Below are 20,300 nucleotides of genomic sequence, written 5' to 3'. Positions count from 1 at the left end.
TTTTAAGACAGTACCTTACAGACATCTCACTTTTGAGATGATCTGGCATAAAACCATGAGAGAAGTGTTGGGAAGAGCGCTGGTTCCGAGTCCCTTTTTCATTTTTAAACTTCCCATGCCATGAAAACCATCAAGCAATCGGTGGGCGCTGACATCGCCAAAGACAAGTTTGACGCCTGCTTCTCGGTGCTCACCCATGAGCAGCGCGTAGTGGTGAAAGCCTCCCGCAAGTTCCCCAACTCCCCCAAAGGCTTTGCTGATTTAAGCAAGTGGGTGAGCAAGTGGGCAGATCCATCAGTGGAGCTACTCTTCATCATGGAGGCCACCGGGGTATACCATGAAAACCTGGCCTGGCAGCTGCATCAGGCGGAACGGAAGGTAATCATCGTACTTCCAAACAGGGTCAAGCAGTATACCAGGAGCCTGGGCCACAAGTCCAAGAACGATAAGGTTGACGCCAAAGCCCTGGCTCACATGGGGGCGGAAAGAAACCTGGCACCCTGGCAGCCCATGAGCTGTCAGCTCTACCTGCTGCGCAAACTCACCCGGGAGCATGAGCAGATTCATCAGATGCGCACCGAGGTCAGTAACCGCCTCCACGCTGAGACCCACTCCATGCTAGCAAGTAAGACCACGCAGCGAAGGCTCCAGAAAACCCTAAAGCTCTACGACATGCAGCTGCAGGCTATTGAGGAGGAAATAAAGGCCACCGTCGAAGAGGATCCTTTGCTCAGTGACAAGGTAGAGAAGGTGACCACCATCAAAGGGGTGGGTTTGCTGACGGCGGCCACCGTTATTGCCGAGACAAACGGCTTTGCCCTCTTCACCAGCCAAAAGCAGCTCGTCAGCTACTCGGGCTATGACGTGGTGGAGAACCAGTCAGGGAAGAGGAACGGCAGGACCAGGATTTCCAAGCAGGGCAACAGCCACATTAGGCGCATTCTCTACATGCCGGCTTTGCATGCAGTGAGACGAAACGTGCCGGTTTTCCGGGCGCTATATGATCGCCTGACGGGGAAGGGGAAAAAGAAGATGCTGGCCTATGTGGCAGTGCAGAAGAAGCTACTGATTCTGATTTACACTTTATGGAAGAAAAATGAGGTTTGGAACCAGGACCGCTACGCGCAGCAAACCCCCAAAGGAGACATCCAAAGCCTGGAGGCCGGAGCCTCTCTTTCAGGTGTCAGCGGAGCTGACAAAAACACAGTAGCCCCGACTCTTGCCAGGGCTACACAAGATGAGCATCCAGCACCTATCGGCCAGGAGCTCTTTTTCAGGTAAGGGTAAGATAAGAAAAATTCAACTAAAATCCTTGACTTTCAAAACAGTACCTTATCCACAAAGATTTTATGGCTGTGGATAAGTATCTTCAAGTGGGAGAGGAGCGGTAGAAGCTGTGAGCAGTTCTTTAGATGTAGGCGTATAAGGAATAGAAATTGTAAACTCAGCCCATTCACCTTCCTCAGAGGCTACTCTCATTTCACCGCCATGCCCTTTCGTGATGATATCGTAGAAGATCGAGAGGCCTAGTCCCGTGCCTTGCCCTGAAGGTTTTGTTGTGAAGAACGGATGAAAAACCTTGCTCTCCACGCTCTTCGGCATACCTGTCCCATTATCACGCATCCGTATTTCCACCCGATCTTCCTGCTGACTGGTGCTTACGTTCACAATTGGTTTATAGACTGCTTCATCAAATCCGACTTGCACCTGCCTCTGCTTTTGTTTCTGCTGTACCGCGTAGAAGGCGTTGTTAAAGAGGTTTAGCAGCACCCGTCCCAGCTCCTGCGGCACAACCTCCACCTTCTCCAGGTTCTGGTCATAGGTAGTTATGAGGGTGCAGGTAAAGTCCTTGTCCTGGGCTTTAATGCCGTGGTACGCCAGGCGCAGGTATTCCTCAGCTAAGGCATTTACAACTGTCAGTTGCTTTCTTCCTGTAAAAGATCTGGCATGCTGCAGCATGCCTTTCACAATGGCATCTGCACGTTTGCCATGTAAGTTTATCTTCTGCTCATTATCCTGAATATAACCAGCAATAGAAATAGCCTCCACTTTATTACCTGAAGACAACGCTTCTTTCAACTCAACAACCAATTCTGTGTTGACATCAGAAAAGTTATTGACGAAGTTGAGGGGGTTCTGTATTTCATGAGCAATACCGGCAGTGAGTTCTCCCAAAGAGGCCATTTTTTCTTTTTGCACCAGTTGGGCCTGTGTGACTTTGAGCTCATGCAGGGCCTGCTCAGTCTTTTCCTTTTGCTGCTTCAGCAGTGTGTTTGTTCTCTTCTTCTTGCGGTTGTTTCGGTACAAAATGCCTGAAAACAACAGCAGTACCCCCAGCCCCGATAGAAGGCTGTATGTTCGGATGCGGTTACGGTACTCTCTTTGTGCCTGTCTCTCCAGTTGTGCCTGATCTAGCTTCTTCTGCTCATTTTGCACCTCTAGCAGTGCCACTTCTTTATCCTTGCTGAGTTGTTGCAGGCTGTCGTTGAGGCGGTGGTACAGCCTTTTGTGCTGGTATGCTTTCCAGATATTTCCGGAACTGAAGTAAGCAGAATCCAATGCTTTGTAAGATGTCACAAGGTCTTGGAGGTTTTGGAACTCCACGCTTTTTGACTTGGCTATTTCGAGTTGGGCAATGGCCTCTGGTAGTCTTTCTTCTTTTAACAGAAAATGACCATACTTCAAATGCTTCCCTGGAGTCCAGAAGTGAACAGATTTTCCGACAGTGGCGATAGATAGGCGATAGTACTTATCCGCAGAATCAACTTGGCCTGCTTTATTGAAAAGATCAGCTTTTAAACCATAAAAGGCATGCTCATAATCATGGCTTAAAAAGAAGGAGAAGAGGTGTGGGTTAGCATCCAGAAGCGCTTGTGTTTCCTTTAGCTTACCAAAGGCAACATGTAAAGTAAGGAGCTGGCTGAAAGGCGCATTCTGATAAGAGGTAGGTAAATTGTACGCGCTTGCTATGTCTTTGACTTTATAGGCAGAGGCAAAGGAGTTCTCCATGTCACCCTTCCCCAGGTAAGCCCAGGTCATATTCCACTGGGTCATGTACAGCCAGGGTAAGTGGCGGTAGTCAAGGTGTTTCATCTTTCTCAGGCTTTCAATTGCGCTTGAGTAATAAGCCAGTGCTTTGTCTGGGTCACCCAATGTGTCATAAAACTGGACTTGCTACATTTGACTGGAGGCTTTTGATAGGCAGATTTATTTAAAGTTCTACATTTGCCTATTATGGAAAGACGAGTATTCAATGCCTCCTTCAAACGCATAGCCATTAACCTCTCCTACGGGAAGGGATCAGTAAAAGAGGTAGCCGATGAGCAGAAAGAGATAAATTAAAAAAAATAATTAATGCTAAATTGTCATGAACATGGAGCCAGTGTCATACCCGTTCCTGCTTAGGGGTTAGACTTCCCGCTGCCGCGGAGCCCTGGCGCCTGTAGCCGGTGGAACAGGCTTCAAACCTTTTGATGCAGGGAACATGTATACAGTATCTAAAAAAGGATATCAAATAGCGCTTACGTGCTGTTCAACCTGTAAAGCATCGGAATATGAAGTACGCCGTCTTTTTCAAGAAGCGCCCCAGCCAGACCCCCGGAGTGCCGGAGGGCGTGGAGGAAGTCTTTGATTTCGAAGTGGTATGCTACACTTCCCTTAGCGAGTTAAAACAGAAGGGCAGCAGGGAACCTGACGAAATGGGCTTTGAGACAGAGGCCCATGCGCATGCCTTCGCCACGGAAATAATAGGACAGGGACGCTAGCTCAGAAGGAGCCCCCGTTTCGGCCAGCTGAACAGAACAGCCCGCTCCGCGTCTTTTTCCTATCGGGCATATAGCCTTCTTCCGTTGACTCAACATGAAAGGCTCAGGAAGGCAAACAAAGCTTCCGCAACGCTAAGCATAAACCAAACACTATTTTATAGAATAGCTACCATAAGCCTTGTCATATATTCCCCATTCCAGCGATTTAGCAGCAACTATGCAAAGCTGGAGCAATAGCGTTGAAAACATTGGATGCCGCGCCAACCCCTTCGCCAGAGACAGGAGGTCCCTACCTTTGGAAACCATGCCCTATGAAAGTGTGATTTGGCGGGACTCATACTTTCCCGAGGATGTAGCTGTCAGTAAAGAAATCATTGTCCTGCGCAAAAGCAGTTTCACCTGATGCGTACTCCCTCTTAAACCATCAGTGACGTTATACGGACACAAAGTCTGGCGTCCGCACAGCTTTTGCTAATCTTTTGGCATGTGTGTCCGTAAGAAAGGGTGTGTAATTGTATTTTTTTAAAAGCAAAGGCTCCTCAGGATGAGGGGCCTTTCATGCTTGTGGCCCATAAGCTGGTTTATATTTAACAGTGAGCTTTTCTTCCTAAAATATGCTATGATTTTTTTTTGGACGGCAGCTCAACTCACACCGACTGTTTACAAACCGGGTGTTTATGGTTTGTAGTCTTGACCACTGATTCTGTTACACTTTTAACGGGAAAGCTTTGGGACAGACGACCTTCAGTTGCCTTATGCTAATTTTGCAGTAAATGGAAAAGTTCAACACGCATGTGATGCCTTTGCTGGGGTGCGGCGACATCAGGTACCAAGCCAGCGGGGTAGCTCTTTACATCAGGCCGGCTCCAGCCTTAGGAAATGCACACTAAGTGAAACATCAGTATTTTTTTATTCAGAGTACGTATAACACTTACATACATAAGTATAAAAACCGTTTCTAAGGCCAGTTAAAAGTAAAAACACATCCAAAGGGTAATTCCCTACAAGTCGTTTGACAGAGTTAGGTTTAGGAGCTGGCCGCACTAGCTGAAATCCGCTTCTGACCTGGAATAAACCTGTCCCTTTCATTCACAAAGTAGTTTCGTAAGATAGATTGTAAACTTTAAATCAGATACCATGACCAGCCTTAACCGAGAAGTAGTTCTAAGCACCTTGAACAAACACGAAACGCTCACTATCGACGACTTGGCAAAAGAGGAGAACCTGGGCGTCACAGCCGATGGCAACCAGCTGCAGCTGCTGGTCGATGAGTTAGTCGAAAGCGGGCACATCAGTATCCTCGATGGGGCTTCCCCCTGCACCTACACCATCACAGAGAAGGGTATAAGTGCAGGTAAAAGGATTGTCCAGGCATAGGAGTTAGTTTGCTTGTTGAAGTCTATACCTGTTTCGGCGGCCTATATGCTAACCGCAACAAGACGCAACACGGTGTTGCGCTGCCTCGTCCTGAAATCCATGGATAGCGCGAGCACTGTTGAATAAGCATGACAACTGAAGCTCTTTAGCATCTTGATTCTGCTTATCTTGAGTCTGCTTCAGAAAACAAGCCCCTTACTTAAATGGAACTTGTAAAGTCCTCCCTGAAATCCGGGCTGGAATGTATAGGCTCTTGCTATGCATGGGCATTTGGTGAATTAACTGGTGATCTCGGCTGAGAATCCCGTACAGAAAAATCTTAATCAGGAAATACATTCCCTGGAGCTATTCTTAAAATAACAAAAGAAACGTCATGGGAAAAGCACAGCTACTGGTAGGGGGGGAGGGTGCTGCGGGAGGGGGGCAGGGTAATCCAGAAGCGCAACAACTATGACCAGAACGTGTTCAACGGGGACATCGGCTCCATCATACAGGCAGACAACGAGGAGATGGAGCTGTCGGTGAGCTTCAGGGCAGGCAAGGAGGTAAAGGAAGTAAGGTACACAAAGGAGCATTTGCTGGAGCTGGATTTGGCCTATGCCATCACCATTCACAAGTCACAGGGCAGTGAGTTTGAGAGTGTCATCATTCCTGTGGTCACGCAGCATTTCGGGATGCTGTTCCGGAACCTGGTCTACACCAACATCACCAGGGCAAAGAAGTTGGCCGTGTTCGTGGGGACAAGGAAGGCGCTGGCACTGGCGGTGAACAAGCAAAGCACCGCCGCCCGGCAGACAGCCTTGGCCTATTTACTCAAGCAGGATATTGCGTAATAATCAGGCCTTAGCGGCTCAACAACAGGTGTGATTAATCTCTGAACTAAACATAATGTCTGTTATGAAAAAAAACCAGATCCTAGATCAGTGGTGTCGTTTTGGTACTCGGGGAGGTATTTTTCTGCTGTTTTAGTATGGAGAGAGGTTTGAATCTAAGTAGTGTTATCTCTGCTTCTTTCCGCCTTCACCAGCTAACCTAGATGGGCAAGCATAACCCGGCAATCCCTAACCCGTAAACCCAGGCAGTCTCACACCCACACAGCTATATTTCAGGTTCAGGTATGGATATGCACTACATCCGGCGCGGCGCGGGAAAGCCGCTGTTGCTCATTCACGGTATCGGGGGCAGCTGGCGCTCTTGGCAGCTTATCCTCGACACGCTGGCAGACGCAGGCCGCGAGGTTGTTGCAGTGGACCTGCCCGGCCACGGTGCGACCCCACCTCTGGCTGGCGAAGTATCCACCCGCACCCTGGCGGATGCCCTCACTGACTTTCTGAGACTCAACAATCTTTTGGGCATTGATGCCGTGGGCAGTTCGATGGGCGCACGCCTGGTGCTGGAGCTGGCCCGGCGGGGAGGTGTGCTGGGCGCGGTAGTTTCGCTTGACCCCGGTGGGTTTTGGCGAAGCTGGGAAGTCCCGTTTTTCTACTATTCGGTGGCGGCCTCGGTGCGCCTGGTGCGCCTGCTCCAACCCCTCATGCCCGCCCTCACCGGCAACCCCGTGGGCCGCACAGCACTGTTCGCACAATTTTCGGCTCGCCCCTGGCACCTGCCCCCTAAACTGGCGCTTGACGAGATGCGTGCCTTCGCAGCCTCTCCTTCCTTCAACGAACTATTGTATCAGCTTGCTTACGGTGAGCAGCAGCAAGGGGCGCCGCGAGGTTCTATCCAAGCGCCACTTGTCATCGGCTGGGGCCGCCACGACCGGGTGTGCCCCCCGCAGCAGGCCCCGCGGGCCCTGGCCCTGTTCCCGGACGCACGCCTGCACTGGTTTGCCCGTAGCGGCCACTTCCCGCAATGGGACACGCCCGAGGAAACAGTACGCTTGGTTCTGGCGGTAACCAGCGGCGAGAACCTGCCTTCTTTATGTTTGGAGGATAACACCCACGTTGCCACCTCCAGAAGCTGGACCGCTGTGCTGGGTGTGGGTCTGGCGCTGTCAGTCGGTAGTTTTTGGCTGTTAAACCGAAATAAATGACCTTACCTGAATTCAAGCCTGTTCCAGGGGCAAAGCAGCAGGCTAAGGCTTGAGCACCACCTTCACGCAGTTGTCTTCTTTCTTCTTGAAGATCTGGTGCCCATCCGCCGCCTGCTCCAGCGGCAGAGTGTGCGTGATAATGTCATCTAAGGTAACCTTGCCTTCCTGCTCACCCTCTGGGACAGGGATTGGCGGTAGAAGAAGGACTCTTCTACCGCCCGCTCTTTCCGGCAGCCAGTCTACAATGGAACAGTTAACGCAAGCATAATTTGCCCATAACAACCGCCCATGTATAGCTGTCCCGCAAAGCATGGGAATGTTGAGATGAAGGCAAGGTTGAACTAAAAAGCTGAATTGATCACAGGTGTAGCTAGAGCTGTTCTATAACGCCGATTATGTTAATGAGAGGCTATATGTAGAGCAGGTTTTTAAATACTGTGTAGAGTAAAATAAACGACCCTTTACTTTACCGAAAGGTTAGATAAAGTGCCCCTGTTTTTATTACTAAACGTTAGAGACTGTTTTAAAAACCTATTCAAGCGGAAAACTTAAATACCGTAAAACTGCTTCAACACTGTGGAAATGGTCTTTATGGCTATGAACTCTGTTCCTAAAATAGCTCTCAAATTGGTTTTAAAACAGCTTCTAAGCGTTGCCTTGTAAACAATTCAGTTGTGGGGTCGTATTGTCTTTTAATTTAAGGAATCCGGTTGGGCAACTTGATGGGAGTTTTTCAATGCCCGCATTTTTGTTATCAGCATCATTTTTTAACCTTTAGGACTTTTTAATATGAAAAAGACCCTTTTATTTTTCCCTCTTTTATTTTGCTTTTGCTTCTCAGGCTTTGCTCAGAATAACATTATTACCGTGCATGTGGAAACGCTTCTTCAAACAGTTTCTGGTCTGGAAGGTAGTATTAATATCAGTTAATATTAAACCGAATAATAATGAAAACGAACAATACAAAAGTCAAAAGAATGAATTCACTTCAACTCTTCCTCTTCGCCTGCATGACGGCAGGTATGGTGGCATGTGGAGGTGTTCCTGAGGAAGAAGTTGCTGAAGAAGAGCAGGTGCTCGACGAGCCGGTAGCAGCTGAAGAAGCAGCAGGTGAAGAAGGAATGTGGAACTATGAAAATATCAACTGGGAGGACATTGAAAATACAGATTGTGCCACGAATGTGCAATCGCCGATTAATATTGAGCCCGATGATGCAATTCCAGCTCAATTGGGGGATATTGAATATAACTATGAGCCTTTTGCTATGACCATCGTGGATAATGGTCATACCATTCAGGCTTATGGGGCAGAGACCAGCATGATTGTCGTGGATGAGAAAGAGTACAAGTTTATGCAACTTCATTTTCACGCCCCCTCTGAACACGCTTATGATGGTGAATACTTTCCCATGGAAATGCACCTCGTACACCAGGAAGTCGGTGGTGACGACCTGGTAGTGCTGGGAATTTTCATAGAAGAAGCTGAAACAGCCAACCCTTTCATTGAGAAGATTCTCACTGAAGTTCCGGAAGAAGAAGGGGTACCGGTTGAAACAGCGGTAGATATTACTTTATCAGACTATATACCGCCTTCTCAGAAATATTATACATACATCGGTTCTCTAACCACTCCACCCTGTACTGTAGGGGTCACCTGGATTTTATTTGAAGAGGCAATTCCTGCTTCAGCAGAGCAGATTGCCATGTACACAGAAATATATTCCAATACTGCCAGACCTGTGCAGGAACTGGAGAACCGGAGAGTATTCACGACCATGCAGTAGCACCGATAGTAAACACAGCGAAATAAATCTGAAAGTTCTGAGCTCGACTTTAGCATTTATATAAAACGATAGAACTCACCAAGAAGCGGTCAGGTTAAGATTGCGACCAAACAAATCTTGCCATGTCCAGCTTTCCCGATGAGTTCCTAACACTAATGGTAGCGTATTCTGGTTTGTTTTCCAAACCGGTCTTTTCCCATGCCCGCCTTCTTTTAGCAGGGGCTATTTTAGCGCCGGGAAAACGCACCGTTACCTCTGTCTTGCGGGTACTTGGGCTGAGTCAGGAGACAAAGTACCACAAGTACCACCGGGTGCTGAGTCTGGCCAGGTGGTGTGCCTTGAGCAGAGCGCGTATTCTGCTGGGGCAGTTACTGCATACTTTTCTGGCAGAGGGTCCGGTTGTGGTAGGGATAGATGAGACGGTAGAGCGCAGATGGGGAAGCAGGATAAAGAAGAGGGGCATCTATAGAGACAGCGCACGCAGCAGCCACTCCCACTTTGTCAAGTGCAGCGGGCTGCGCTGGGTTAGCCTGATGCTGCTGGTGCCTCTCAGTTGGGCAGAGCGGGTGTGGGCGCTGCCTTTTCTGACGGTACTGGCCCCCAGCGGGCGCTATGCCAGTCAAGCAGGAAAGCGGCACAAGAAAGTCACCGACTGGGCCCGCCAGATGCTCCTGCAGTTAAAGCGCTGGCTGCCGGGGCGGGAGGTGATCGCCGTGGGAGACAGTTCTTATGCTGTGATAGAGCTGCTGGCAGCGGTGCGCAGCCATGTCACCTATCACCAGGCTGCGTTTGGATGCGGCACTTTATGAGCCTGCTCCGGCCCGTGAGCCAGGCAAGCCAGGGCGCAGCAGGAAAAAGGGGGAAAGGCTGCCAACCCTGCAGCAGGTGCTCCAGTGTGGTACTACAAAATGGAAGAAGGTAAGGCTGACCAACTGGTACGGTCATGGTGACAAAGACATGGAAATAGCCACGGCGACAGCTCTCTGGTATCATAGCGGAAAGCCGGTGGTGCCTCTAAGGTGGGTGCTTTTGCTCAGGCCTGGAGGGAAAGCTGCCCCCGGTGGCCCTGCTCTCAACCGACCTGGAGTTAACACCAGAGATAGTAGTTGTCTACTTTGCCAGAAGATGTTCAGTAGAGGTTACCTTGGAAGAGACAAGGGCACACCTGGGGGTAGAGACCCAACGGCAGTGGTCTGAGAAAGCGATTGAACGTACCACACCCGTGCTGCTGGGGCTTTTTTCCATCATCACGCTACTGGCTGACAGGCTGCAAAGACAAGGGATGCTGCTGGTAGGCACGGCGGCATGGTACAAAAAAGAGAAGCCCACTTTCAGTGACGCGATAGCCGCCGTAAGAAGGCTTCTGTGGCAGAAAATTGATTTTTCAACATCTGGTAAACAGGCAGAGATGGTGAAAATACCACAGCCTTTGCTACAGCATTTCCAGCATGTGCTGGCTAATGCTGCTTAATGCTAAAGTCGAGATAAGAGCATGTTTAAAATTCATCCTTCGCGCTGCAAACCGCCCCTAAAGGAACCTGACTTCACAGTTTTCTCGCTCCATAGCGCTGCTATGAAGCTCTAAAACCGTTTCGCCAGAACCCTTTATGGTCAGTTTTCGCTTGCAAAAACGAAATTTAAACATGCTCTAAGCTGCTTTATGATAAACAGGAGTAGCTAAAGCTATTTAGCCCACGCGCAAAAGGTGGCTTAACTCGCTGCGCGCAGTTAGGAAAATGTTGTCTAGGGAAAGTGGGTATGAGCTTCCAATCTATTTGCCCAAGACATTACCGGAGCCCCGCTCTTCCACTGCGTTCCGGGCTAGGTTCCTGGTATTATTACTATGTACCTAAAAGAAGCCTTGTGAAGTTCTAAACCTATTTTTAGTCGCTGTTATTGAAAAAAAGTGGCATCTCTTTTTACGTATTATTTATCTAGGCGCTCTATCTGGCTGCTTCTAACATCTTCTTTCCTTTTGTAATCTTCATTTTTATAAGTATGAGTTGCGAATACTTACCTCTCAGGCAAAGGCATGGCAAGAGGTTTCTGTGGCTACAGGAACACATCTTCAAAGAAGGGTATTACTAAACCAAAAGGGAAGGTGCTAGGAGCCTATGCTCATAAAAATGGCAGAAGTAAGACCTCTGCCATTTCCAAGCTTTGAAAACAAACGTAATGCGCCAAAGTTAAGCAAAAAGAATTGCCGCACAATTCCTTTGCACGCCTTTATTCATAACATTGGCTATAGGTGAAACAGCCCCTACACGCTGGAATCGAAGGGTCCGGTTTTAAGAAGCCCCAAAATCCTTCATTGCCAGGCGCTGCAGGAGGAGGTGAAAAGGAAGTGCTCTGCAGCCGCACTACGTTCAGGTATTTATTGCCGTAAAGGGCCTTCCTCTCCTTCCCGAATGACTAGCTTCACAAAGATTGGGAAATGGTCGGAGCCAAACTTGCCTAGTCTCTCTAACTCAAGCACGCCGAACTCCCTGGAGACATAGACGTGGTCCAGCGGCCACCGGAGAACACGGGAGGTTGCGTCAAAAGAGTTGTAGAGCCCCCTTCCTATCCGAACGTCTCCCAGTTCACTGTCTGTGCCGAACAAACGGGAGGTCCGGGACCAGGCCACGTCATTGAAGTCCCCTGCCACCACCGTGGGTAGCTGGCTTTGCGCCACTGTCTCCCCAACTTTCAGCAGGGCCACCTCTTCCTTCCCCACATTATCCGGGTGCTCGCTCGGTTTTGGAGGCACCGGGTGCACGGCGTGCAGCATGAAGAAGGAGTTATCAGGAAGTCTTACCTTCGTGTGGATGGAGGGCACTTCTTCGTGGCTCAAAAACTTTATCTGTGTATCTGCCAGCGGGAGCTTGGAGTAGAGGGCCATGCCGTAGGTGTTGTCCAGGGGGTACAACACGGTGTAGGGGTAGTTATCCTGGAGAGGGGCCAGGTGCTCCGTCCACCATTTGTTTGTCTCCATGGCCAGCACAATATCCGGGTTTTGTTCATATACGATGTCTAAAAATGCCTTCGCCTGATCATTCTTCATCCACACGTTTGCCACAAGCAGGCTTACGCTCCTGCCTTTCTCCACGGAATGTGGCTCCACGGTCTCTACCGCTTCACTAGCCAGAGGCGTGTATGGGAGAATGAAGCGGGCCTGCAGCACAAGGGACGCCGTGAGTCCCAGCAGGAACAGCATCGATGCAAGCCTCCACCCTTTGTTCACAGCAGCAAATATGATCAGGCATGCGAGTAAACCGAGAAGCACCTGTAGCCGCGGGAAGTCCAGCGCCTTGATATACCAGAACCGGACATCGTAAATCAGCGAGAGCATGGTGGCGATAATCAACAGGGTTCCCGTCACTAACACGAAGTAGAAGAGAGTACGTCTTATGGTCTGCATTCACTTTTTTTTCTTCTGTAAACGCCCTTCGGGCTTTTAGGGTTGGGAGCCCTTCTGGGGCTTGTGTTCTGAAGCTCTTTTCAGGGACGCCTACTCCTCTTTTACAGGCTGTAAGTGGACTTGCTACATTTGACTGCAGGATTCATGATAGGCATATCTAGTTAAAGTTTTAATTTTGACTTGTATGAACAAGCGTGTGTTTGACGCCTTCTTCAAGAGGATAGCCCTCGGCCTTTCCTATGCGGGAGGACCCGTAAAAGAAGCGGCTTTTTGTGCTTCAGTATAAAATTACAACCCACTTTCAAGGCAGCAGAGTATCTCTCAACTGCATCGGAGATGTAGTCGACTTAGATTTGACGGGCCTGGGCATTACTCTAACGCCTCATCCCGGAATGATCAGAGACACAAAAAGCAGCTATCCCCTGCTTTGCGGTAAATGAGCTCCTCCCATTTTAGGAAGGGTCAAAAGTGGAGCAGAGTAAAGCCTAAAGGTTCGCCAGAGCCTTCCGGCCATACCTGCTCTCCCCAGCTGCACGGAACAAGACGGGAAGGTGCTTCTAGGTATGGACGCAAGTGGTTCCCTTTTCCGTGGAAACGCCGCTACAGAAACCTTTTATGTCAGGAATAGTTAGTAGGATTAGTTTTCCGAAATTTTCTTTACATTCGAGCACCTGACTGCCCCAGGCAGCGCCCAATTTTTAAGACATTGCAGAACCAACCAACCAAAAATAACACGGAGGAGGAACTGGTAGCCCGTCTCCGCTCGCAGGATACCTCTGCTGTCTCTGTGTTGTATGACATGTACAGCCCTACGTTGTTTGGTGTAGTCTTACAGATAGTGAAGGAAGAGGAGACAGCCGAAGATGTGCTGCAGGAGGCCTTCGTCAAAATCTGGAGCTCTTTCCAAAGCTATGATTCCTCCAAGGGCAGGCTGTTCACCTGGATGATCAACATCTGCAGGAATCTTGCCATCGATAAAATCCGCTCCAAGCAATACCGCGTAAGTCAGAAGACAAATGAAATGCCTGCCTCTCTCCGTGCAACCTACGGCTCCGACGGATTCAAGCCGGAGCACATCGGCCTGCGGGAAGTAACGGAGAAGCTAAACCCCGATCAGAAGCAGATCATCGACCTGATGTACTTTGAGGGACTCACGCAGAGCGAAATTGCGGAGGAGTTTAACATTCCGTTGGGCACTGTGAAGACAAGGGCTAGAAGTGCAATAAAAACACTGGGAAAACTGTTTAGAGAACGTGAATAAAGAAGAGGACTACATAGCGTCCGGAGTGCTGGAACTGTATGCCGCAGGTGCACTTAGTGAGGAGGAGCGCCTGGAAATAGAGCGTGTGGCTGCCAATTCACCGGAAGTACGCGCCGCCTTAGATGAAGCCTGTGCCGTGATGGAGCATTACGCTGCCCTGCATGCCGTACAGCCACCTCCTGCCCTGAAGGCGAGAGTGCTTGGTCAGATTGTGGCCCAGTCCCCTGTAGCAATAGAGGAAGAGAAGCAGCAGTCGGTGCGGCCGCTTTACCCGGTGGAGGATGAGCGCGGGAGTTCGGCCTATAAATGGATGCTTGCCGCCAGCATAGCGCTGTTCCTCTTATCTGGCTTTATGAGCATCCGCTTTTACCAGAACTGGCAGGAAGCAGAGGAAAAGCTAGCGCAGGCATTAACGGCACAGGAAACGCTGGCCCAGAACTATCAAACCACCTCCTATCAACTACAGCAGCAGGAGCAGGTGCTGCGTGTGCTGCGTAATGCCGATTTTCAGCCTGTAAGGTTGCAGGGCGTGGAGGCTCACCCGGAAGCTGATGTGCTGGTATACTGGAACCCGGAAGAGCGGGAGGTGTATGTAGGTGCAGTGCAGCTGCCTGCTCCGCCTGCCGGTAAGCAATACCAGCTGTGGGCCTTGCTGGATGGAAAGCCAATTGACGCCGGCCTGATTAACATGGAAAGCAACCAGCTTTCGCTGCAGCAGATGAAGGAAATCGGTGCCGCACAAGCCTTTGCTGTTACACTGGAACCAGCCGGCGGAAGCGTTAACCCTACCCTTGAGCAACTCTACGTAATGGGAGAAGTCAAGTCTTGAATCATCTCTGGGCCTTGGCGGCTCAGCAACAGGTGTAATGAAAGACTGCAGCACGACCATTCAAAACCAGCTTTCTGCTGGAATTGGTGTACTCTTGCAAACTATCACGCTTGATTCGCTATCTACAGCATGCCTCCCGCCGTGGCCGGCATTCAGACTGGTCTGAACTCCCCTGTTTTCCTCCTTCACTATTTGATGCACTGTACTGCAAAAGCTTGTAACTTTGGCATAAGACTGGGAAGTCCGTTGCTCGTTAAGGTTAGCTACAATAGAGAACTACGGGTACTGCAGCGCAATGAGACCTTTAAAACACAGCCTACAATGTTGAACAGCTTACAGCCCACACAGCAAGAGGAGAATGATGCCGAGGCTTTGCCATTACAAAAGATATTCGAAACACTGCCGGGGCTACTACTCGTGCTGTCCCCAACCCTTGTCATCAGGGCGGCTACAAACGCCTACCTGCAGGAGACGCTGACCGAGAGAGAAAACATTGTGGGGCGGTATGTTTTTGATGTGTTTCCAGACAACCCCCATGTACCAGAGTCTTCATCCTCCAGTAGCCTGATGGCTTCGTTTCAGCAGGTTCTCACCACAGGGAAGCCGCACTCGATGGACGTCTTCCAGTATGACATTCCTGACCCCGCCAACCCAGGCGCTTTCATGGAGCGCTTCTGGAGCACCACCAACACCCCTGTCCTGAACGAACAGGGGGAAGTGCGCTGTATGATACATGAGACGGTAAACGTCTCGGAAGCAGTAAAGGCCAAGGACCTGTTGGGGCAAAGCCGGAAAAGGGAGCAGGAAGCATTAGCGCAGGCCGAGCAGCAGCGCTTGCGCCTGGAGCGCCTGTTTGAACAGGCGCCTGCTGCTTTTGCCATGCTGGAGGGTCCGGAACTGGTGTACAAGGTCATCAACAGTGCCTACCAGCAGCTCTTTCCGGGACGTCAGATGCTAAACCTGCCGCTTTTCGAGGCACTCCCTGAGCTAAGGGATCAGCCCGTGTATGCTATCGTGCAAAACGTTATTACCACAGGAGAGACCTTCGAAGGGAAAGAGGTCCTGATTCCGGTAGCCAGGTATGAAGGGCAGCCCACGGAGGACATCTACTGGAACTTCATCTACCAGGCGCTCTATGATGCCCAGGGGCAAATCAGCGGCATGCTCATTTTCGCGCTGGATGTAACGGAGTTCGTGGAGGCCCGCCGCCAGGTAGAGAAAAGCGCCGAATCCCTGCAGGCCCTGAACTCGGAGCTGGAGGGGCGGGTAAAGAGCAGGACCCAGGATCTGCTTCTGGCGCAGGCAGAAACCCTGAGCCAGAAGCAGCAGTTAGAGGGCCTGTTCATGCATGCTCCGGCAGCGATCTGCATCTTAGATGGACCTGAACTGGTCTTCCAGCTGGTGAACCCGGTTTATCAGCAGATTTTCCCCGGAAGGGATATCCAGGGTAAACCGCTGCTAAAGGCCCTTCCCGAAGTGGAAGGCACCGTCATTCCTTCCATTCTGAGCAGGGTGTACCAGACAGGGGAGACTTATGTCGCCAGCGAACTCCCCCTGATGCTGGCCCGCCATGAGGGAGGCCCACTGGAAGAGATTTTCTGGACCTTCACCTACCTGGCCAGGCGCAATGGGGAGGGAACGGTAGACGGGGTGCTGGTTTACGCCCATGATGTGACGAATCAAGTAGAAGCCAGAAGGTCCATTGAGGCCTCTGCACAGCAGTTGCAGCTCATCACGGATTCCCTGCCGGTACTCATCAGCTACCTGGACAGGAAGAAGAAGTACCGCTTTGCAAATAAGATGTACGGTTCATGGTTTGACCTGAAGGGGGAAAGCATCGTCGATAAACCTATTGCTGAGGTGATAGGAGACAGGGCTTATGAAAAAATAAAAGGAAACATCAAGCGCGCACTGGCTGGAGAAAAGGTCGATTATGAGGCAGCCATGCCCTATAAGGAAGGGTTGAGACACATCCGCGTCAGTTATGTCCCCGATTTGCGCAACGGTGAGGTCGTCGGTTTTTATTCGCTGGTCATGGACGTGTCCGAGCAGGTTGCGGCACGTAAGGCACTGGAGAGAAGTGAAGAGGAAGCCAGGGGCATTGCCAAAGAGCTGGCGGCGGCAAACAAGCAGCTCACCCACATCAATGCTGACCTGGACAACTTTATCTACACCGCGTCCCATGATTTGAAAGCCCCTATCTCTAACATCGAGATGCTGATGGAGGAGCTGCTGCTTGAGCTTCCCCGGCAGAGCCTGGAGCAGGGAGATTTGAGGACAATCATCAGTATGATGAGGGGAGCCATTGCCCGCTTCAAGAAGACAATTGACAGCCTGACGCATATCTCCAAGCTTCAGAAGGATGAACCTGGCAGGGAGGCGTCTGTAAGCCTTGAAGAGGTGATACAGGAAGTGAGGCAAGACATGGCACAAATCATCCTGAAGTCAGGGGCAAAAATTGGTGTTTCCGTCGAAGCGTGCAATACCGTTACTTTCTCTGAGAAGAACCTGCGCAGCATCGTCTACAACCTGCTCTCGAACGCCGTCAAATACCGGCACCCGGAAAGAGCGCTTACAGTAGATGTCAGGTGCCACGAGGAAGGCGAGTATGTTGTGCTGCAGGTCAGAGACAATGGACTTGGCCTCAGCGCCGAGCAACAAGGCAAGCTTTTCACGATGTTCCGGCGCTTCCACGACCACGTGGAAGGGTCCGGCGTTGGGCTTTACATGGTGAAAAGGATAATAGACAATGCAGGAGGAAAAATCAAAGTTAAAAGCGAGGAGGGAGAAGGCACCCTGTTCAGCATCTACTTCAGACAGAACAGCCATACGGCTGAACGGCCTTTGCTGTAGTAGAAGGAATCAAGGCCCGGGTGCAGTCCCCAGCGCTTCCGTGTATAACACAGCGCAGCACAACATCTGGCACATCAGCCAACCGCAGGCGCTGCCGTTCGACCTGCAGAACTTTAGCAGCCAAGCTCTGGCGATGGAATGGCTGGTGAGCCAGTGTTAACCATACTTTCAATTAGCCTCTGTGGTGCTTATCTTGCGTCTAGTTACTTATTTTCAGGAACAAAAGAGAGGGTATAAAAGAACAGTGCATGGAGGATAATATTATACACAAGGACAGGATGCATGGCTCCATTTTCGTCCTGCTCAAGCGTTTTGTGGAGAGTTTGTATGGCTATAGCACATGGGTGAACCTGCTGGAGGCGGCCGGCATAAAACACGCCCCTTACCAGATGGACGAGACATACCCCACCGGCGAAATCGCTGCCATTGTAGGCAAAGCCTCTGAGCTGATGAGGGTCCCGCCGCACCAGCTGATGGAGCAGTACGGGGAGTCGCTGGTGCCGGACCTGCTGCTGGTATACAAAAAGCACATGCGCCCGGAGTGGCGCACCTACGACATGCTGCTCAACACAGAAGCGGCCATGCACGCTGCCGTCAGGGAGAAGGACAGCCGAGCAACACCGCCCCTGCTGCTGGTGACAAAGAAGGGCAGCAGGCAGTTGATTGTGGATTACCACTCCAAACGCAGGATGGCGGCTGTGGCCGTTGGCATCATCAAAGGCATTGCCAAATACTATGACGAGAGCGATAAGGTGGAGGTCACGCTGCTGACGCCGGTGGGGGAGGAAAGGGTCCAGATAAGTGTGGACTTCCTGCTGTAGCTCTTTGAAGGCCTGTAAAATGGCAGGTATTGTTTATAGATAACCACTTGGGGGAGATGTTAAAGAAACCCGGTTATCTTGTCTGGGGTAATCGGCTTCTCTATGCACCCAATCACGGGGAAGCCACATGCCCTCGCCAGCTCAAGGCTGCAGAGTGAAGAACTAACCATAATGGTTTTCATAGCGGCACAGTCTAAATCCGCTTGCTCCTGAAGCTCCACCAGGAACTCAAAGCCGTCCATTTCGGGCATGTGGATGTCCAGCAGGACCAACTCCGGGCAGCTGGCCCTCCGGCATGCTGCCTGCACAATCGCCAGCGCCTGGCGGTCATGCCTGGCGGTCATGATTTCCGCCTCCACGCCTGACTTCTTCAGCACCGCTTCAGCCAGACGGGCCGAGAAGCTGTCATCACCTACCGCCAGCACTGCCTTAGGCTGTTTCATTCTTTTTCGCGCTAAACATGGAAGTATTCTTTGTATCGTGAGCGGAAAGCTTCTCCCTTTGGCTCTTGTTCTCCTTGGAGTAGCGGGAGGCCGCGGCAATGGAGGGAACGCTGTGCTTCAATGCAGAAGCCCCCCTCCACCCGTTTGAGAGCTGTCCTGACATTGATGTACGTGGGATTCCGCTGTCTTTGCCGGTGATACAGCTTAAGACCATCCAGCACGGTCATGGCGGCGGTGGCCACCACGGTGGCGGTGAAGGAGTGGGCCTGATGATAGCAGGAGGCTACGTGTACCGCGGAAATGAGCTGCCCATGTGGGACGGCCGCTACATCTTCGGCACCTGGAGTACTTCCCACGAGGTACCGAACGGCAAGGTGTTTACAGCAGAGCCACGTCTGGGGGAGGTTCTGGAGGACTTTGATGAGGTGGAGTTTGCCAACACTCCTAACGGTCAGCTGAACTCTTTCCTGCTAGGCTTCGGCCAGGATTCAGAGGGTGAAGTCTACGTGCTCACCTCTGACACGCAAGAACCCTACGGGAACACCGGCAAGGTCCACAGAATTGACTAAAGCGTAAAGCAGGCACTGTACAGCACTTCTAGCAATGTGCTTTGGTTGTGCTGTATCTCCACTATGAACCATGTTACCTCTGCGCAACTTTCAATCAAACCTCAAAGCTTATAAAACCAAACACTGCACTTAAGGCTAGCATGATATTCCGTAAGGCTGTGGCTTCTGCGGGACCGGCAGACAAAAATCGCAGTGCCGGTAACAGGCATCTAAACCTGCTCTCAAAGAGCGAGAAATATAAAAAGCCCCTTCTGGATATAAATACCAGAGGGGCTTTTTATATTAAATAACATTATTGAACAACTCACTACTTCTTGCTTACCTTCCAGATGGCACCGGTACCAGGCTCATAGGCATAAGGCGGCGCCTTGCTCATGTCTATGGTCACCACGCCGTAGTCCACTATGTACATGGCATCGTCCGGGCCGAACTGTACATCAAAAGGCCGGTCCAGCCCTTTTCCTGTGCTCCCCTGCCCTGAAGCAGGCCCTGGCAATATGTTACGTGCAAATGGCTGCAGGTGCCCTGTGGCCGGGTCCACCATCACTACCTGGAAACCGGCAGGGTCTTTCCCCCTCAAAGGGTTGGTTGGCGGTGCCAGGTCTCCCCACTCGGCTATGAACACGTGCCCTGCCATTTCACCCCAGGAGGGGGGTGCCACGTCCATCATGCTCGGCGAGGAGTTGAACTCATGCCTTCCCAGCACCACCGAAGGGTCCGGCGGCGTAAGGCCGCTGGCCTCGTGGTCGATGACGAACTCCAGGTTCTTGCCCACCGGCTGCCCGCTCACAAAGACCATGGCCTGCAGGCTGTCGGGCACCTCGAATTTCTCGAGCGTGAGCGGCTCGCGTCCTGCCGAGAAGTCCGGCACGCCGTACCACACCCCCTTCTGCACGCGCAAACTGGCGTCCAGGTAATCCTTCACCGGCCGCGAGCCCCGAATGTCGTAGCCGTTCTCCGCCGCGTACATCGCGCCGGTGGTTTTGTCCCAGGCAAGCCCGATGAGGTTACGGTAGCCCCAGGAGTGCGTCTCTACCGTGCCCATCGGGTCTGTGGGGTTAAAGGAGAGGATAGAGCCGCCGCAAAGCTTCACCCCTTTTATCACCTCGCCCGGCTCAGTGGCCACGCCGAAGGGCACAAAGGCACCTGTCAGCACGGAATCAT

At 51.1% G+C, this 20,300-nt stretch carries 18 protein-coding genes; 13 read left to right on the top strand and 5 right to left on the bottom strand.

Annotation, left to right across the window (positions count from 1 at the left end):
* The first annotated feature begins 120 nt into the window (after nt 1-120).
* Nucleotides 121-1,281 carry an IS110 family RNA-guided transposase gene (locus E1919_RS25515; protein ID WP_162056243.1) on the top strand — a complete coding sequence of 387 codons (1,161 nt, stop codon included), beginning with the start codon at nt 121-123 and terminating at the stop codon, nt 1,279-1,281.
* A 66-nt stretch (nt 1,282-1,347) separates the two neighbouring features.
* On the opposite strand, the gene E1919_RS25510 is transcribed toward E1919_RS25515, so the two are convergent.
* Nucleotides 1,348-3,093, bottom strand: a complete 1,746-nt coding sequence (locus tag E1919_RS25510) for a sensor histidine kinase (protein WP_162056242.1) — start codon at nt 3,091-3,093, stop codon at nt 1,348-1,350.
* Between the two features lie 461 nt (nt 3,094-3,554).
* Between E1919_RS25510 and E1919_RS25505 the strand changes: the two genes are divergently transcribed.
* From E1919_RS25505 to E1919_RS25490, 4 genes are all read left to right on the top strand, one after another.
* On the top strand, nt 3,555-3,764 hold the full coding sequence (locus E1919_RS25505; RefSeq protein WP_162056241.1) for a hypothetical protein: 210 nt from the start codon (nt 3,555-3,557) through the stop codon (nt 3,762-3,764).
* Between the two features lie 1,173 nt (nt 3,765-4,937).
* On the top strand, nt 4,938-5,141 hold the full coding sequence (locus tag E1919_RS25500; RefSeq protein WP_162056240.1) for a hypothetical protein: 204 nt from the start codon (nt 4,938-4,940) through the stop codon (nt 5,139-5,141).
* Between the two features lie 407 nt (nt 5,142-5,548).
* Entirely contained in the window at nt 5,549-5,974 is a 426-nt protein-coding gene (locus E1919_RS25495; RefSeq protein WP_162056239.1) for an ATP-dependent DNA helicase, read from the top strand.
* 284 nt (nt 5,975-6,258) lie between these two features.
* Entirely contained in the window at nt 6,259-7,176 is a 918-nt protein-coding gene (locus tag E1919_RS25490; RefSeq protein ID WP_162056238.1) for an alpha/beta fold hydrolase, read from the top strand.
* Nucleotides 7,177-7,218: 42 nt separating this feature from the next.
* Here the strand turns inward: E1919_RS25490 and E1919_RS28080 are convergent, their stop codons facing one another.
* Nucleotides 7,219-7,488, bottom strand: a complete 270-nt coding sequence (locus E1919_RS28080) for a hypothetical protein (protein ID WP_162056229.1) — start codon at nt 7,486-7,488, stop codon at nt 7,219-7,221.
* A gap of 665 nt (nt 7,489-8,153) precedes the next feature.
* Between E1919_RS28080 and E1919_RS25480 the strand changes: the two genes are divergently transcribed.
* From E1919_RS25480 to E1919_RS27775, 3 genes are all read left to right on the top strand, one after another.
* Entirely contained in the window at nt 8,154-8,960 is an 807-nt protein-coding gene (locus E1919_RS25480) for a carbonic anhydrase (protein ID WP_162056237.1), read from the top strand.
* A gap of 122 nt (nt 8,961-9,082) precedes the next feature.
* Nucleotides 9,083-9,769 (top strand): transposase, encoded by a 687-nt coding sequence (locus tag E1919_RS25475; RefSeq protein WP_237144854.1) that lies wholly within the window; start codon nt 9,083-9,085, stop codon nt 9,767-9,769.
* A 251-nt stretch (nt 9,770-10,020) separates the two neighbouring features.
* On the top strand, nt 10,021-10,431 hold the full coding sequence (locus tag E1919_RS27775; RefSeq protein ID WP_237144853.1) for a hypothetical protein: 411 nt from the start codon (nt 10,021-10,023) through the stop codon (nt 10,429-10,431).
* 903 nt (nt 10,432-11,334) lie between these two features.
* Here the strand turns inward: E1919_RS27775 and E1919_RS25470 are convergent.
* A complete protein-coding gene (locus E1919_RS25470) occupies nt 11,335-12,360 on the bottom strand; it encodes an endonuclease/exonuclease/phosphatase family protein (protein ID WP_162056236.1) in 1,026 nt (341 codons plus the stop codon).
* A 706-nt stretch (nt 12,361-13,066) separates the two neighbouring features.
* Here E1919_RS25470 and E1919_RS25465 point away from each other — a divergent pair.
* From E1919_RS25465 to E1919_RS25450, 4 genes are all read left to right on the top strand, one after another.
* Entirely contained in the window at nt 13,067-13,621 is a 555-nt protein-coding gene (locus tag E1919_RS25465) for an RNA polymerase sigma factor (protein WP_162056235.1), read from the top strand.
* A complete protein-coding gene (locus E1919_RS25460) occupies nt 13,614-14,450 on the top strand; it encodes an anti-sigma factor (protein WP_162056234.1) in 837 nt (278 codons plus the stop codon). The genes E1919_RS25465 and E1919_RS25460 overlap by 8 nt, the downstream gene beginning before the upstream one ends.
* Before the next feature lie 321 nt (nt 14,451-14,771).
* Nucleotides 14,772-17,303: a PAS domain-containing protein gene (locus E1919_RS25455; protein WP_162056233.1), complete on the top strand. Its 2,532-nt coding sequence runs from the start codon at nt 14,772-14,774 to the stop codon at nt 17,301-17,303.
* Between the two features lie 248 nt (nt 17,304-17,551).
* The gene (locus E1919_RS25450; protein ID WP_162056232.1) at nt 17,552-18,124 is read left to right on the top strand and encodes a heme NO-binding domain-containing protein; all 573 of its coding nucleotides are present in this window, start codon (nt 17,552-17,554) and stop codon (nt 18,122-18,124) included.
* Nucleotides 18,125-18,183: 59 nt separating this feature from the next.
* Here the strand turns inward: E1919_RS25450 and E1919_RS25445 are convergent, their stop codons facing one another.
* The gene (locus tag E1919_RS25445) at nt 18,184-18,567 is read right to left on the bottom strand and encodes a response regulator (RefSeq protein ID WP_162056231.1); all 384 of its coding nucleotides are present in this window, start codon (nt 18,565-18,567) and stop codon (nt 18,184-18,186) included.
* 98 nt (nt 18,568-18,665) lie between these two features.
* Between E1919_RS25445 and E1919_RS25440 the strand changes: the two genes are divergently transcribed.
* Nucleotides 18,666-19,136 carry a hypothetical protein gene (locus E1919_RS25440; protein ID WP_162056230.1) on the top strand — a complete coding sequence of 157 codons (471 nt, stop codon included), beginning with the start codon at nt 18,666-18,668 and terminating at the stop codon, nt 19,134-19,136.
* Nucleotides 19,137-19,443: 307 nt separating this feature from the next.
* Here E1919_RS25440 and E1919_RS25435 read toward each other — a convergent pair.
* On the bottom strand, nt 19,444-20,300 hold an 857-nt coding region (locus tag E1919_RS25435), incomplete at its 5' end, for a PQQ-dependent sugar dehydrogenase (protein WP_202915996.1).

Origin of the sequence: Pontibacter pamirensis, assembly GCF_010015475.1 — a bacterium.
Lineage (GTDB): Bacteria > Bacteroidota > Bacteroidia > Cytophagales > Hymenobacteraceae > Pontibacter > Pontibacter pamirensis.
The sequence above is the reverse complement of the archived record's forward strand: the minus strand, read 5'-3'. Positions and strand labels throughout refer to the sequence as shown.

Coding starts and splice junctions, on each gene's coding strand:
- E1919_RS25455 (WP_162056233.1), top strand. CDS start 14,772: ATGTTGAACAGCTTACAGCCCACACAGCAAGAGGAGAATGATGCCGAG.
- E1919_RS25470 (WP_162056236.1), bottom strand. CDS start 12,360: ATGCAGACCATAAGACGTACTCTCTTCTACTTCGTGTTAGTGACGGGA.
- E1919_RS25475 (WP_237144854.1), top strand. CDS start 9,083: ATGTCCAGCTTTCCCGATGAGTTCCTAACACTAATGGTAGCGTATTCT.
- E1919_RS25440 (WP_162056230.1), top strand. CDS start 18,666: ATGGAGGGAACGCTGTGCTTCAATGCAGAAGCCCCCCTCCACCCGTTT.
- E1919_RS25505 (WP_162056241.1), top strand. CDS start 3,555: ATGAAGTACGCCGTCTTTTTCAAGAAGCGCCCCAGCCAGACCCCCGGA.
- E1919_RS25490 (WP_162056238.1), top strand. CDS start 6,259: ATGGATATGCACTACATCCGGCGCGGCGCGGGAAAGCCGCTGTTGCTC.
- E1919_RS25515 (WP_162056243.1), top strand. CDS start 121: ATGAAAACCATCAAGCAATCGGTGGGCGCTGACATCGCCAAAGACAAG.
- E1919_RS25445 (WP_162056231.1), bottom strand. CDS start 18,567: ATGAAACAGCCTAAGGCAGTGCTGGCGGTAGGTGATGACAGCTTCTCG.
- E1919_RS28080 (WP_162056229.1), bottom strand. CDS start 7,488: ATGCTTTGCGGGACAGCTATACATGGGCGGTTGTTATGGGCAAATTAT.
- E1919_RS25510 (WP_162056242.1), bottom strand. CDS start 3,093: ATGAAACACCTTGACTACCGCCACTTACCCTGGCTGTACATGACCCAG.
- E1919_RS25480 (WP_162056237.1), top strand. CDS start 8,154: ATGAATTCACTTCAACTCTTCCTCTTCGCCTGCATGACGGCAGGTATG.
- E1919_RS25450 (WP_162056232.1), top strand. CDS start 17,552: ATGGAGGATAATATTATACACAAGGACAGGATGCATGGCTCCATTTTC.